Genomic DNA, 14,231 nt, shown 5'->3' on the forward strand with positions numbered 1-14,231 from the left:
CGTCGGCGCGCAGATCGTATCGTGTGGGCCTGGAGAGGATTCAGCGATCCGATGAGGTGCTTGTGCGGGGGGACCGGCAGCCGGTGACGGCCGGGCGACGGCTCGTGGTGGTGAGCGTCGACGACTACAAGGATGACCACAAGAAGCAAGACGGCGCGGGTTTCGCCCAGGCCATCGAGGCTCAGGTGTCCGTCGTCACCGACTGGCTCGCCTCACCCGTCCTCGCCGATGAGCACCGGTTCACGGTCTCGCGCGCGACCGGTCTGCACTCGGTGCGGGACCTGAAGCGGTTTCTCGCCGAGCAGGACCTCGTGGAGACCCCCGCGGACGAGGCTCTCGTCGTCTACGTGACCGGCCACGGCATGAGCACGGGCGCCCGCAACCACTACCTGACGTTCGCCCACACCCAGGACGACGCTCTGGAGAGGACCGCGTTCCCCACCCGGGAGATCGTGTTCACCGCCCTGCACAGTCCGGCGGAACACGTGCTGGTCCTCGTGGACTCCTGCTTCGCCGGGGCCTTGCGCGAGGACGTCGCCTCGATCGTGTCCGAGATGAGCCCGGAACGACGGGCCACGCGCACGGTGGCCGTGGTGGCGAGCGCCGATCTCCACGAACGACCGGAGACCGGGGAGTTCAGCGAGGTGATCTCGCGTGTGCTGGCCCGGCTCGGCGACGAGTCGCTCGGGATCGTCGGCTCCCACCTCTCCTTCGAACAGTGGGGCAAACTCCTGGACCAGGCCAGCGAGCAGGCTCCCCGGCGCATGGAACCCCAGTGGCTGTGGCCCCACCGGCAACGGGACGTACCGAGCGCCTGCCTGCCCAATCCCCGTCACCGGCCGGTCGAGCCCGTGGTGTCCGGCCCACGGCGCCAGGTGTCGCTGTCCCGCCGCACCCTCGCGTACTGGACCTCGCGGGCCTCGGGCAGGACCAGCGACAAGGACCCGGGCTGGTACTTCAGCGGCCGGGCCGCGCTGATGCGTGAACTGGTCTCCTTCGCCGACTCCGGGACCGGTGTGCTGGTCGTCACGGGGTCCGCTGGTTCGGGCAAGTCCGCACTACTGGCGCGGCTCGTGACGTTGAGCGATCCGGACTTCCTCGCGGACCCGGACCTGTCCTCCCTCGCGCAGGCACTCCCGGAGGATGTACGTCCGGCCGAAGGTGCCGTGGACATCGCGGTGCTGGCCCGCGCGAAGACCTCGCTGGTCCTCCTCCAGGACCTGTTCGCCGCCTGCGGTCGCCCGCTGCCCGAGGGCGACACGCCGCTGCTGCCCGTCCTGCTGCAGCATCTCGACGCACGCGGGCCCGTCACCGTCGTACTCGATGGACTGGACGAGGCCGCCGATCCGGCCGCGTGCATCACCGACGTGGTCCTCCCCCTGGCGCGGAGCCGTCGCGTACGCCTGCTGCTCGGCATACGCAGCTCCATCGGGTTCGACGGCTACGCCACCGACCTCGACGAGGAGGCCGACCAGCTGCTCTCGACGCTGCTCGGCGCGCTCCAGGAGGACACCTTCGAGGACATCCCCCACGAGGTGCTCCGCACCGACCACTCGGAATCCCGCGCGGACATCACCGCGTACGTGACCTCTCTCCTGCTGAGCGGCACGAGCCCCTACCGCGACCGGGCCAATACCGCGAAGGCCACGGCGCGCATCGTGGCCGACGGGGTGTGGCCGTCCTTCCTCGACGCCCGCCTGGCCGCGGCCCAACTGCGCGCCGCACCGGCCGTCCAGGATCTCGACGAGGACGCGTGGCTGGGGCGGCTCGAGGACGGTACGACCGGGCTGCTGCGCGAGGATCTCGAGCATGTCGCGCGCGACGCGGGCATGGCGGCGCGCCTGTTGCTGACGGTGCTGCGGGCCACGGCCTTCGCCCCCGGTGCCGGTCTGCCCTGGGCGGAGGTATGGCCCGCCGTCGTGCGGGCCATCCTCGCGGAGGAGGGGTGCCACGAGGACGACGGAGACCTGGACGAGGCGGTTCGGGCGTTCCGTGCGAGCCGTCTCGTCGGATACCTGACGGAGGGCCAGGAGGATGGCCGCACCGTCTACCGCCCGGTGCACCAGCGGGTGGCGGAGAAGCTCCTCACCGAGCCGGATCAGCTGCTCGACACCGAGAACGCGGGCGGCACACCGCCACTGCTGTCACCGCGCCGGGTACACCGGGCCATCGCCGAGGCCCTGGCCGAACTCGCCGAACGCGACCGGCCGCACACCCCGCACCCGTACGTGCCGCGGCACCTGGCCGCCCACGCCCACGCCGCCGGTCTGCTGGACGACCAGCACCTCCCGGTGGGAGTGCTGGCCCGGGAGACCTCCGGAGAACTGCGCAGCCGACTCCAGCTCCCGCTGCCGGTCCATGATCTGACCCGGCGCAACGTGACGGCGGCGGCGCTGGTCGAGCCGTACGTGGACGAGACCACCGACGCCGCCTCGCGGCTGGACAGCATCGTCTTCCTGAGGGAGGCGCTGGGCGGGGAACTCCCCGAGGAGGGAACCCTCCCCACGGGCCGCCCGGTCCGCGCGCCCGAACCACCCCTGCTCACTCCGGCCTGGTCGGACTGGGTCCCCGCGGCGAACGTGCTCGCTCAGGCAGAAGGCCGGGTGACCGCCCTGCACGGATTCGGCCTCCCCGACGGGCGTGCGCTGGTGGCCTCGGCGAGCTACGACGGGGTCCAGGTGTGGGACAGCGGGACGGGAAGGTCCGTCTCCGGCCACAGCGGAATACGGACGAACGGCCTCGCACCGCTCACCGGAAGCAGCGGCCGGGTCTTCCTGGTCTCCACCGACCACCGTGGCGCGAGAGTCTGGGACCCGTTGTCCGGCCGCTCCGTGGCCCATGAGGAGAGCCTGTACGGCGACGAGGTGCGGGTGCTCCGCGAGGGAGAGGACCGCTGGCTCGTCGCGTTCCTCGCCGAGGACGCCCTGCGGCTGTGGCGGCCCGGCGAGTACGGACGGCCCGAGCTGGTCCGCTACCCGGCGCCGCTCCACCGCCCCGACAACTCGGTCGTGCTGCGCGGCCGGTGGGGCAGGACACGGATCGCCTACGGCGGGCGACGGGCCGGTGTCCACCTGTGGGACCCCGTCAACAGCCACGCCGAGTCCGAGTTCCTGGATCTGGGCGGATCGTTCAAGGGCCATGTCATGGCCGCCGTACGAGGACCGCACGGCTACGACCTGCTGGTGACCTCGCACGGCTTCAAGCACGGCCTCCATGTGTGGGACCCCGAGACCGGCGAGAAGGTCGACAGGCTCCCCTGGGCGGCCAGTCGGCTGGTCTCGGTGACGGGCCCGCAGGGACACCCCGTGCTCGCCGTCGTACGGCGACGGACCCTGAGCGTGCTGGACTTCGCGGGGGCGTCCCGGAGGCTGTTGGCGGAGTTCCCGGTGTCGGAGGTGGACGCGATCGCCGGAGTCGGCGGACGCACCCGTCCCTGGGCCGTGGCCACCGCGGGCAAGGAGGGCATCCGGCTCACCGTCCCGGTACAGGACGGCTCCGCACCGGCCACCGCCGGGTCCGTCGCGCGGGGGCGGACCGCGCCCAGGGCGCGCGCCGAGGGCCCCGTCGTCCTCCACCCGCCGGAGCGCCCGGGCAGTCTCTGTCTCGTGGCAGGCGGCGGCCCGCGCGGACGCGACTTGCTGGCAGTGGCCGCGAACAGCAGGATCACGTTCTTCGACGCGGGGAGCGGCGGCTGGTTCCGCGGGCAGCAGTCGTTCCCGGGCGTCCGCGGTGTCCGGCAGGTCCCTTCGGTCACCGAACGCGTCCTCGCCGTGGCCGGCTCCCAGGGCATGACCCTGTGGGACATGGAGCGGCGACAGGTCCTGAGATCCCTGCCCACCGGGGAGGCGGTGTGGTGCACGACGGCACTGGTCGACGACGTACCACCCGGTGTGATCACGGCCGGGCGGAGCGGCCTCCGACTGCACGACAGCACCGAATCCCACGCTCTTCCCCTGCCCCAGGGTGACTCCCCCGACGACATCACGTGCATGACCGCGCTGCCGGACGGCCGCCTGGCAGCGACCGTGCGAGGGAGGCTGCTGCTGTGGGACCTGAGAACCCGGCGCCTCATCGGCGAGGAGAAGATCGAAGATCTTTCCTGGATCCGCGCCCTCTGCGTGATCCCCGCGCCGAGGCACGGCTTCCACCTGGCCGCGGCGTCCTACGACGGACTCTGGCTCTGGCCGGGGAAGAAGGGGATTCGCGGGCTCGGGTCCTCACGGAGGATCACGATCCCTGGTGATTCCGTGACGGCACTCACTCCCCTGCGCCTCGAGTCCGGCGAGGTCATGCTCGTGTCCGCGGGTGGGACCGGGGTGCGGCTGTGGGATCTTCCGTCGGGCAGCGTGGTCCACTCCCTGGTCACGGCGGCGCCGGTGACCAACGCGGTGACGGGCGCCGGGCTGCTCCACCTCGGCGGCCCCGCCGGACTCGCCGCTCTCGCGCTGCCGACCCACGGATTCCTCCCGAACCCGTGACCACCCCGCCGGTGCGCCCGCCGAAGCACCTGGGCAGTGGATCTCGCCGTCCCGCCGCCAGGTACCGTCAGGGTATGAGTCATCCCCACCCCGACCTGAAAGCCGCTCCGCCCCTTCCCGAAGGAGGGCTGCGGGTCATCGCCCTGGGCGGCCTGGGTGAGATCGGCCGCAACATGACCGTCTTCGAGCACGCGGGCAAGCTGCTCATCGTCGACTGCGGCGTGTTGTTCCCCGAGGAGAACCAGCCCGGCGTGGACGTGATCCTGCCGGACTTCACCTCGATCCGGGACCGGCTGGACGACATCGTGGCCGTGGTCCTCACCCACGGGCACGAGGACCACATCGGCGGCGTGCCGTACCTGCTGCGCGAGCGGTCCGACATTCCCGTCGTCGGCTCCAAGCTGACGCTGGCCTTCCTGGAGGCCAAGCTCAAGGAGCACGGCATCCGGCCTCGGACGGTACGGGTGCGGGAGGGCGACCGGCGTCGCTTCGGGCCCTTCGACTGCGAGTTCGTGGCGGTCAACCACTCCATCCCCGACAGCCTGGCGGTCGCGCTGCGCACCCCGGCCGGGATGGTGCTGCACACCGGTGACTTCAAGATGGACCAGTTCCCTCTCGACGACCGCATCACCGATCTGCGCGCCTTCGCCCGCCTCGGCGAGGAGGGTGTGGACCTGTTCCTCACCGACTCCACCAACGCCGAGGTGCCCGGTTTCACCACCTCCGAGCGCGAGCTGAACCCGGCGATCGAGCAGGTGATGCGCACCGCGCCGCGCCGGGTCATCGTCTCCAGCTTCGCCAGCCATGTGCACCGTATCCAGCAGATCCTGGACGCCGCCCACCAGCACGGCCGCAAGGTCGCCTTCGTCGGCCGCTCCATGGTCCGCAACATGGGCATCGCCCGCGACCTGGGCTATCTGAAGGTCCCGTCCGGTCTGGTGGTGAGCACGAAGGAGCTGGAGAAGCTCCCGGACCACAAGGTCACCCTGGTGTGCACCGGTTCCCAGGGCGAGCCGATGGCGGCGCTGTCGCGGATGGCCAACCGCGATCACATGATCCGTATCGGCAAGGGCGACACCGTCCTGCTCGCCAGCTCCCTCATCCCGGGCAACGAGAACGCGATCTACCGGGTGATCAACGGGCTCACCCGGTGGGGCGCCCACGTGGTCCACAAGGGCAACGCCAAGGTGCACGTCTCCGGGCACGCCAGCGCGGGCGAACTCGTCTACTGCTACAACATCGTCAAGCCCCGCAACGTCATGCCGGTGCACGGCGAATGGCGACACCTGCGGGCCAACGCCGACCTCGCCATCCGTACCGGTGTCGATCCGGACCGGGTCGTCATCGCCGAGGACGGCGTCGTCGTCGACCTCGTCGACGGGCGGGTGTCCATCACCGGCAAGGTCCCGGCGGGCAACGTCTACGTGGACGGCATGGAGGTCGGCGGCGCGAACGAGGCGTCCCTCAAGGACCGTCTCACCCTCGCCAACGAGGGTGTGGTCACGGTGGTGGCGATCGTCGACGCGGACACCGGCGCCCTGACCGAGGCCCCTGACTTCCTGGCCCACGGCTTCGTCCACGACGACACGACGTTCGAGGCGGTCGTCCCCGTCATCGAGAAGACCCTGGCCACCGCGGCCGAGGAAGGCGTCGGGGACGCGCGTCAGCTCGAACAGCTCGTCGCCCGCGCCGTGTCGAACTGGACGTTCCGGACCTACCGCCGCAAGCCGCTCATCGTCCCCGTGATCATCGACGCCTGAGCCACAGCACGATCCGGGGGCGGGCAGGTCCGCCCCCCTCCACAGACCAGGGGCCCGCGCGGCGATCGCCGCGCGGGCCCCTGGTCTGGTTCTGCGAGGTCAGGCCACGTTGATGTTCTCGGCCTGCGGGCCCTTCTGGCCCTGGGTGACGTCGAACGTCACGGTCTGGCCCTCCTGCAGCTCACGGAAGCCCGTCGAGTTGATCGCGGAGTAGTGCGCGAAGACGTCCGGGCCGCCACCGTCCTGAGCGATGAAGCCGAAGCCCTTCTCCGCGTTGAACCACTTCACAGTTCCCGTAGCCATGGTCATGCCTTCCAGTCGATGAACGTCTCCCACACCTTGTGGCAGACGGAGGTGATCGCCCTGGTCCCTGCGGCACAGCACAGCAAAACGCCCACACCAAAGGCGTGGGCAGGAGGGAATTCCGAACCACGACAGCTGACGCAGACGCTACACGCCCACACACCGCGTCACCATAGGGAAATGATCACACCGCGTTTCGGTCGACCTGGATTCCCGCGTGCCCGGGGAGAGGGAAACGCGCCTCGACCGGCCCCTGGGTGGACCGAGCGGCCCCCGCTGAGCTGCCCGTCGGAGCCCCGGATCGCGGGCGCGGATATTGCTCCACTCGGAGTACCGCGTTTCCGGACACCGTGTCATTCCGGAGGAAAGCGGAACTCGAATTCCGGACGGTCCCACAGCACGGCGGGCGGGTTCGCGGGCACGGTTCCGATCCGCACCGCGCCGACGCTGCGGTAGAAACCCTCGGCGGGAGGATGCGCCACGACCTCGACCCGGTCGAGCCCGGCGGCCCGCGCCTCGGCACGCAGATGCGCGACGAGCAGGCGTCCGATGCCCAGCCCTTGCGCCTCGTCGGCGACGAACAGCAGGTCCAGCTCCGGTGGCGCGAGGACGAGCGAGTAGAACCCGAGGACCCTGCCGCCCTCCTCGTCGGCGTCGACGGCCACGAAGACGCGGTGGGTCTCGATGTAGTCGGGACCCACCCGGTAGCCCGCGACCATGGACGCGTACGCACCCTCGTAGGCGCCGGAGCCACGCACCAGCCGCGTGAGCCGCTTGGCGTCGCGCGCGACGGCCCGCCGGATCGTGACCGGACGGCTGGCCGGGGAGACGCGTGGACTCATCGGAAGAGTATTTCGCACCGGGGAGCTCCTTCGGGCGGTGGGTCGTGCCGGGGCGGTACACCTTCGGCGCTCAGAGCGGGTCCGGTATGTCGAGGGTGGTGAGGGCGGAGACCGGGTCGAGGTCGGGGGCTCCTCGGGGCCACCAGTCGTCATGGCCGGGCTCCGACTCGTACGCGTACCACAAGCCGTCCTGGCCCAGGCGGAGTTGGGCGTGGCCCGCCGGGTGGGTGAGCTGGTTGCGCCGGGGGCGGAACGCGGGCAGGTCGGCGGCGAGCAGCAGCGGGCGGGCGCGGTCGAAACGGCCCGCGGGCGGGTCCCAGGACTCCTCCAGCACGGTCAGCCCGGCGAGCCCGCCCTGCCGCCAGGCGGCGACCGCGCGGGCCAGCTCGGCGGGGGTGCGGTCCACGGCGGCGGCCAGGGTGGCGTACAGGCTGCGGGTGGCGGCGGTCAGGCCGGAGCCGGGGCGGGCCGCGGCCAGGCGTACGGCGTCCTGCCACAGCGTGAGTCCGCCCACCGGGTCGCGGCCGGTGGTGAGCAGCGCGTGCGCGCGGGCGGCGGCGTCGGTGGCCAGCTGGTCCAGCGCGAACGGGTCGGGGCCGCCGGGCGCCGCCGGGTACGCCGGTGGCGCCTCCGGGTGCGCGGGCGGGGGCAGGGGTGCCGGGAGCGGCGGGAGCGGGCGTCCGGCGAGCGCCTCCGACGCCCGTACGCCGGGCAGCGCGGCCGGGCCACGCTCGCGTGCGGCACGGGCCGCGTCGGCGGCGCTGCGCTGGGAGAGGGCTTCCAGCAGCTCCCGCTCGCCCCGGCCGCGCAGCAGGAGCAGGACGAACGGGTCGGCGTCCAGCAAGCGGGCGGTCTGGTAGCAGAGCGCGGCCGCGTGTTTGCAGGGGCGGCCGGAGTCGGGGCAGCTGCAGTGCGGGGTGAGGTCGCCGGGGCGGGGCAGCAGGGGGACCCCGCGGTCGGCCAGGGTGTGCGGCAGCTCCTTGTCGAGCAGCGCGGCGATGTCCGCGGGGCTGTCGACCGCCGCGTCCAGGAAGCGGTCCCAGTCCGCGTCGTCCAGCGTCCGCAGCCGCAGCTGCACCCGGTACGGGCGCGGGCGGCTCCCGCGCACGTACGCCAGCACGAGCCCCGGTGTCACGGTGATCGCGTCCACATGGCCCGCGTCGGCGTAACCGCGGCCTCTGCTCAGCCGGTTGACGTCCAGCGCGCCTCGCTCCAGCGCGTCGACCCATGCCTGCCCCCACCAGGTCCCGGCGAACTCCTGCCGCGGCTCGGGGCGGGGGGCGAACGGGGGGAAGGTGCGGCGGTGTTCGCTGTCGCGGTGCGGGGTGGCCATGGACGGGGGGACCTGCGGGGGCGCGGCGGGGTGGTCGGCGGTACGAGGGTCGGCGGTACGGGGTTCGGGGCGGGTCGGGGTGGTGCCGGGGGACGGCGGGGTCGGCTCGTGCTCGGGGTGCGGTTCCGGGGACTTGGGGCGCGGCGGGAGCACCGGGCCGGCCTTCAGCAGGGCAGCCATGCCGACGGGCTCAGGGGTGTCGGCGGGCGGCTGGGCCTCGGTGTCCTCGGGGCCGTCGGCCCATTCGGGCATACGGAAGGCGTTGCTGAGGAACTCCCGCATCTCACGCGCGACTTGGGCACGGGGAGACCGCCCGGAACCTTCGGCGGGCGCGGGTGCGGGTCGCGGGGTGGTCCGACGCGGGCGCCGCTCCCCACGCTCGGCCTCCCGCCGGGCGGCGCGGAGTGCCTCGCGGGCGACATCGCCGGGGCGCGGGGTCGCTGGGGTGGGCTGCTCGGGGGTCGGCGGAGGGTCGGCGGGCGTGGGCAGGTCAGCGGGACCGGCACCGGGATCAGCATCGGCATCGGCGTCCGCATCCGTGCCGGGGTCCGCCTCCGCGCCCTCACGCCGAGCCGCGACAGCGGCCCGCAGCGCGGCTCGGGCGACCTCACCGGGCCGGGCCTCGGTCTCGGCCGCCGCCCTTCGGGTCGACGCGGGTCCGCCCAGCTCCGCCGCTGCTCCCCCGAGCTTGTCGGACGCGACGCCATCCGCCGCGCGCCCCGCCCCGGAGGCGTCCTCCCCCGACCGGGCCGCGCGCAGCGCCTCGCGGGCCTCCTCCGCCGGGCTGTTCTCCCCGGAACTCATGTCGGCCTCCGCAAGGACACGAGGTCGGTCAGCTCGCGGTCGGTCAGCTCGGTGAGGGCGGCCTCGCCGGAGCCGAGGATGGCGTCGGCGAGGGCGCGCTTGGCGGTGAGCATCTCGGCGATGCGGTCCTCGACGGTGCCCTCGGTGACGAGGCGGTGCACCTGGACGGGCTGGGTCTGGCCGATGCGGTAGGCGCGGTCGGTGGCCTGTTCCTCGACGGCCGGGTTCCACCAGCGGTCGAAGTGCACGACGTGTCCCGCGCGGGTGAGGTTCAGGCCGGTGCCCGCCGCCTTGAGGGAGAGCACCAGGACCGGGATCTCCCCGGACTGGAACCGGTCCACCATCCGCTCCCGCTCGGGCACCGGGGTGCCGCCGTGCAGGAGGTCGACGGGGACCGCGCGATCGGCGAGGTGGGCGGTGATGAGCCGGGCCATGCCGACGTACTGGGTGAAGACCAGCACCGAGCCGTCCTCGGCGAGCACGGTGTCCAGCAGTTCGTCCAGCAGGGCGAGCTTGCCGGAGCGGGCGGAGAGCCGGTCCGGGTGGGACGGCTCCTCCTTGAGGTAGAGCGCTGGGTGGTCGCAGATCTGCTTGAGGGCGCCCAGCAGCTTGAGGACGAGGCCCCGGCGGGCGATGCCGTTCGCGTCCTCGATGGCGAGCATCGACTCGCGCACCACCGCCTCGTACAGCGCGGCCTGTTCGCGGGTGAGCGGGACGGGGTGGTCGGTCTCGGTCTTGGGCGGGAGTTCGGGGACGATGCCGGGGTCGGACTTCTTGCGGCGCAGCATGAACGGCCGGACCAGGCGGGCCAGCCGCTCCACCGCCTCGGCGTCCTCGCCGTTCTCCACGGCGCGCGCGTGCCGGGCGCGGAAGGACTTCAGGGGGCCGAGCAGGCCGGGGGTGGTCCAGTCGAGCAGGGCCCACAGCTCGGAGAGGTTGTTCTCCACCGGGGTGCCGGTAAGCGCCACGCGCGCGGGGGTCCTGATGGTGCGCAGCGCCTTCGCGGTGGCGGAGTACGGGTTCTTCACGTGCTGGGCCTCGTCCGCGACGACCATGCCCCAGGGGTGCTCGGCGAGCTGGGCGGCGGTGGAGCGCATGGTGCCGTAGGTGGTGAGGACGAAGCCGCCGGTGAGGCCGTCGAGGGTGCGGTCGGCGCCGTGGAAGCGGCGGACGGGGACGCCGGGCGCGAAGCGGTTGATCTCCCGCTGCCAGTTGCCCAGCAGGGAGGCGGGGCAGACCACGAGGGTCGGCTCGGTGCGGGCGCGCCGGAGGTGGAGGGCGATGAGGGTGATCGTCTTGCCGAGGCCCATGTCGTCGGCGAGGCAGCCGCCGAGGCCGAGGGAGGTCATGAGGTCGAGCCAGGCGAGCCCGCGCAGCTGGTAGTCGCGCAGGGTCGCGTCGAGACCGGCGGGGGGCTCGGCCGGGGCGATGCCCGCGGTCAGCCGGTCGCGCAGGGCCGCGAGGGCGCCGGTGGGGACGGCCTCCACGGTCTCGCCGTCGACCTCGGCGGTGCCGGTGAGGGCGACGGAGAGCGCGTCGACGGGGTCGAGCAGGCCCAGTTCGCGCTTGCGGGCCTTGCGGACCAGGGCGGGGTCGACCAGGACCCAGCGGTCGCGGAGCCGGACGACCGGGCGGTGGGCCTCGGCGAGGGTGTCCATCTCGGCCTCGGTGAGCGGGTCGCCGCCGAGCGCCAGCTGCCAGCGGAAGCTGAGCAGTTCCTCGCTCTCGAAGAAGCCGGTGCCGTCGGTCGCGGAGCCGGGGGCGGCGCGGACCTCGGCGGTGGCGGCGAGGTCGCTCGCGAGATCGCGGGGCCAGTGCACGGCGACCCCGGCCGCGGCGAGCCGGGCCGCCGCGACGCCGAGCAGGTCGGTGACCTCCTCCTCGGACAGGGCGAGCACGTCGGGCACGTCCTGCTCGGCGAGCCGGTCCAGCGGCGCCCACACGCGGGCCGCGCGCCGGACGGCGAGGGCGGCGTCCACGTGCGCGCGGGGCCCGAAGGCGTCCGCGTCCCCCGCCCACACGGTCGCCGCGTCGGCCACCAGGGTGGGGTCGGCGAGGCTGTGGACCTGGACGACGGCGGCTCCGGCGGCCCGCGCCCGCTGGTCGTCGCCGGTGTCGAAGACGCTGTACCCGGACAGGTCCAGGCGCAACGAGATACGCACGCCCGCGTCCATGCCCGCGGCGACCTCGGCGGCCCAGTCGTGGGCGCCGGGCAGCGGCTGGGGCTCGCGGGCGGCGAAGGGGCGCCCGCCGGCGTGCGGGGCGGCGGGGGTGCGGGGCAGGGTGTCCGCGACGGCGTCCACGAAGGAGCGGACCAGGGCCTCGGGCTCGGGCAGGGTCAGCGGTCCGGGGCCGGGCAGCGGCACGGCGTGGCCCTCGGGGGGCAGGGCGGCGGCCACCGCGCGCAGGTGCGCGATGTCGTCGGGCTCCAGCGGTCCGGCGCGCCAGGCGTCGTGCCCGCTCGGGGTGAGGCCGGGCAGCAGGCGCCCGCGCGCGGCCAGCCGCAGGGCGTGCAGCGCGGCGGCGCCCCAGCAGGCGGTGGCGGGGTGGGCGGCCGGGTCGTGCCGGGCGCGGACCAGCAGGGGCAGCGCGTCGGCGAGGGGCAGGGTGAGCGCGGGCACCTGGCGGCGGCGCACCCCCGCGCCGTGCGGGCGTACGACGGTCAGCTCGTCGGTGGTGTCCGGGCCGGGCAGGGGGTCGCCCGCGGGGTCCCAGAAGGCGATGCGGGCCTCGCGCGGGAGGGGCGCGGGCAGGTATACGCAGGCGAGGCGCGCCGGGACCGTGTCCTCGGTCCACGCGTGGCCTGTCGTGGGGGCCTGTGCCGTGGCCGTGCCGTCGCTCATGCGTCCTTCACCTCCCGTCGTCTCCCGTCCGTGCCGGATGAGCTGTCTCCGACTGTACGGGTGGGGTCTGACAACGGGTTCCGGAGCGGGCTCAGGGCACCGTGCGGGAGACCGCGTACACCATCGGGTACTGCGGGTCGGACATGTTCACGACCACGTCCTGGGTGGGTGCCGGGTTCTTCTGCTTGTGGGTGAAGCCGGACCAGGGGCCGGGGCCGGTGAGGTCCCAGCCGGAGACCTGCCGGTCGCGGGTGCCGATGGTGACGGCGCCCTGCTTCAGCTGGTCCCGGCGCAGGCCGAGGGCGCCGAGGAAGCTGTCCAGGCCCGCGTCGTTGGTGCGGAACTGCACGTACAGGCGGCTGGTCTTCCAGTTGTTGGTCTCGTAGTAGGCGAGCCGGTCGGCAGGGCGCGGTACGGGCACCTGGTAGAGGCGGCGCTGCACCTTGGAGGGCCAGCCGGGGGTGAGGCCGGTGGCGGAGTACTTCGCTTCCTTGTCCTTGCCGCTGTCGCGGCTCTGGTTGGCGGAGATCACCAGGTAGCCGGCCGGTACGCCGGTGAGCAGCACGATGAGCAGCAGGGTGAGGGCGCGGCGCTTGACGCGGTGGCGCGGGTCCTCGCCCGACGGCTGCGGCGTGGTGGGGGCGGCCGCCTGGTGGGGAAGCGAGGTGGTCATGCGGTGTCCCGGTCGCGGCGGGTCTGGGTGTACCGCTCGTAGCGTTCGTAGCGCTCCACGCGGCGGCGCTTGGCGCGGCGGAAGCGGCGGGCGACCAGCCGGGCGAGGTCCGCGGCGCCGACCATGCCCGCCTCGGGGCCGAGCTGGGCGCGGGTGATGCGGGCCTCGGGGCGGTAGCCGCGGCCGGTGAGGTGGCGCTTGAAGGCGTCGCGGGCGGGGCCGATGAGGAGGTCGTCGGCGGCGCTGACCCCGCCGCCGATGACGAAGCAGGACGGGTCGAGGGCGGCGGCGAGGTTGGCGATGCCGACGCCGAGCCACTGGCCGATGTCCTGGAGCAGCTCGATGCACATGGCGTCGCCCTCGCGGGCCAGCTCGGTGATCATCGGGCCGGTGATGTCGCCGATGTTGCCCTTGACGTGCTCGATGATCCCGTAGGCGACCGGGGAGTCGGCGGCGGCCAGCTCCCTCGCCTCGCGTACCAGGGCGTTGCCGGAGCTGTACTGCTCCCAGCAGCCGCGGTTGCCGCAGGGGCAGCGGTGTCCGCCGGGGACGACCTGCATATGGCCGAACTCTCCGGCCACGCCGAACTTGCCCCGCTTGACCTGGCCGTCCTCCAGGATGGCGCCGCCGATGCCGGTGCCGAGGGTGATCATGACGAGGTGGTCCTCGCCGCGCCCGGCGCCGAAGCGCCACTCGGCCCAGGCCGCGGTGTTGGCGTCGTTGTCCACCAGGACGGGCACGGACAGCCGGGCGGCGAGGCGGTCGCGCAGGGGTTCGTTGCGCCAGGACAGGTGGGGGGCGAAGAGCACCCGGTTGCGGTCGGCGTCGACCCAGCCGGCCGCGCCGATGCCGACGGCGTGCACGTCGTGCCGGTCGGAGAGGTCCAGCACCAGTTCGGCGATGGTGTCCTCGACGACCTGGGGGCTCTTGGACTTGTCCGGGGTCTCCGCGCGGAGCTTCTCCAGGATGTTGCCGTCGGCGTCCACGACGCCCGCCATGACCTTGGTGCCGCCGATGTCGATGCCGACCGTGGGCACCCGGGGCGCGGTCAGGTGGGAGCGGCGTTCCCGGGTGCCCACCGTGCGCAGGACGGGGGCGCGGCGGGAGCCGATGGGGGCGGCGAGGTCGCGGTAGGTGCTCATCGGGCTCGATTGTGCCTCACGCTCACGCCGAGTGCGGCGCGGTCAGCCGAGTG

At 73.4% G+C, this 14,231-nt stretch carries 8 protein-coding genes; 2 read left to right on the forward strand and 6 right to left on the reverse strand.

Features of this window, described 5'->3' with window-relative positions:
* Positions 1-83 precede the first annotated feature (83 nt).
* Together ACI2LY_RS06360 and ACI2LY_RS06365 are read left to right on the forward strand one after the other, a co-directional pair.
* Complete coding sequence (locus ACI2LY_RS06360; protein WP_404706134.1) at positions 84-4,478, forward strand: hypothetical protein; 4,395 nt, start codon at positions 84-86, stop codon at positions 4,476-4,478.
* A 74-nt stretch (positions 4,479-4,552) separates the two neighbouring features.
* Positions 4,553-6,238 (forward strand): ribonuclease J, encoded by a 1,686-nt coding sequence (locus ACI2LY_RS06365; protein ID WP_404706135.1) that lies wholly within the window; start codon positions 4,553-4,555, stop codon positions 6,236-6,238.
* A 99-nt stretch (positions 6,239-6,337) separates the two neighbouring features.
* Here the strand turns inward: ACI2LY_RS06365 and ACI2LY_RS06370 are convergent, their stop codons facing one another.
* From ACI2LY_RS06370 to ACI2LY_RS06395, 6 genes are all read right to left on the reverse strand, one after another.
* Complete coding sequence (locus ACI2LY_RS06370) at positions 6,338-6,541, reverse strand: cold-shock protein (protein ID WP_401442102.1); 204 nt, start codon at positions 6,539-6,541, stop codon at positions 6,338-6,340.
* A gap of 353 nt (positions 6,542-6,894) precedes the next feature.
* Complete coding sequence (locus ACI2LY_RS06375; RefSeq protein WP_404706136.1) at positions 6,895-7,383, reverse strand: GNAT family N-acetyltransferase; 489 nt, start codon at positions 7,381-7,383, stop codon at positions 6,895-6,897.
* A gap of 70 nt (positions 7,384-7,453) precedes the next feature.
* Complete coding sequence (locus ACI2LY_RS06380) at positions 7,454-9,520, reverse strand: SWIM zinc finger family protein (protein WP_404706137.1); 2,067 nt, start codon at positions 9,518-9,520, stop codon at positions 7,454-7,456.
* On the reverse strand, positions 9,517-12,363 hold the full coding sequence (locus ACI2LY_RS06385) for a DEAD/DEAH box helicase (RefSeq protein WP_404706138.1): 2,847 nt from the start codon (positions 12,361-12,363) through the stop codon (positions 9,517-9,519). Before ACI2LY_RS06385 ends, ACI2LY_RS06380 begins: the two co-directional genes overlap by 4 nt.
* Positions 12,364-12,454: 91 nt before the next feature.
* Positions 12,455-13,036, reverse strand: coding sequence for a sugar kinase (locus ACI2LY_RS06390; RefSeq protein WP_404706139.1), 582 nt, complete (start codon positions 13,034-13,036; stop codon positions 12,455-12,457).
* Positions 13,033-14,178 (reverse strand): ROK family glucokinase, encoded by a 1,146-nt coding sequence (locus ACI2LY_RS06395; protein WP_389002318.1) that lies wholly within the window; start codon positions 14,176-14,178, stop codon positions 13,033-13,035. Before ACI2LY_RS06395 ends, ACI2LY_RS06390 begins: the two co-directional genes overlap by 4 nt.
* Positions 14,179-14,231 lie beyond the last annotated feature (53 nt).

The sequence above is a fragment of the Streptomyces sp. NPDC002176 genome (assembly GCF_044903645.1).
Taxonomy (GTDB): Bacteria; Actinomycetota; Actinomycetes; order Streptomycetales; family Streptomycetaceae; genus Streptomyces.

What these genes read in the sequence shown, in the direction of transcription:
- ACI2LY_RS06370 (WP_401442102.1), bottom strand. Translation starts at nt 6,541, where the DNA reads ATGGCTACGGGAACTGTGAAGTGGTTCAACGCGGAGAAGGGCTTCGGC.
- ACI2LY_RS06375 (WP_404706136.1), bottom strand. Translation starts at nt 7,383, where the DNA reads ATGAGTCCACGCGTCTCCCCGGCCAGCCGTCCGGTCACGATCCGGCGG.
- ACI2LY_RS06395 (WP_389002318.1), bottom strand. Translation starts at nt 14,178, where the DNA reads ATGAGCACCTACCGCGACCTCGCCGCCCCCATCGGCTCCCGCCGCGCC.
- ACI2LY_RS06385 (WP_404706138.1), bottom strand. Translation starts at nt 12,363, where the DNA reads ATGAGCGACGGCACGGCCACGGCACAGGCCCCCACGACAGGCCACGCG.
- ACI2LY_RS06380 (WP_404706137.1), bottom strand. Translation starts at nt 9,520, where the DNA reads ATGAGTTCCGGGGAGAACAGCCCGGCGGAGGAGGCCCGCGAGGCGCTG.
- ACI2LY_RS06365 (WP_404706135.1), top strand. Translation starts at nt 4,553, where the DNA reads ATGAGTCATCCCCACCCCGACCTGAAAGCCGCTCCGCCCCTTCCCGAA.
- ACI2LY_RS06390 (WP_404706139.1), bottom strand. Translation starts at nt 13,036, where the DNA reads ATGACCACCTCGCTTCCCCACCAGGCGGCCGCCCCCACCACGCCGCAG.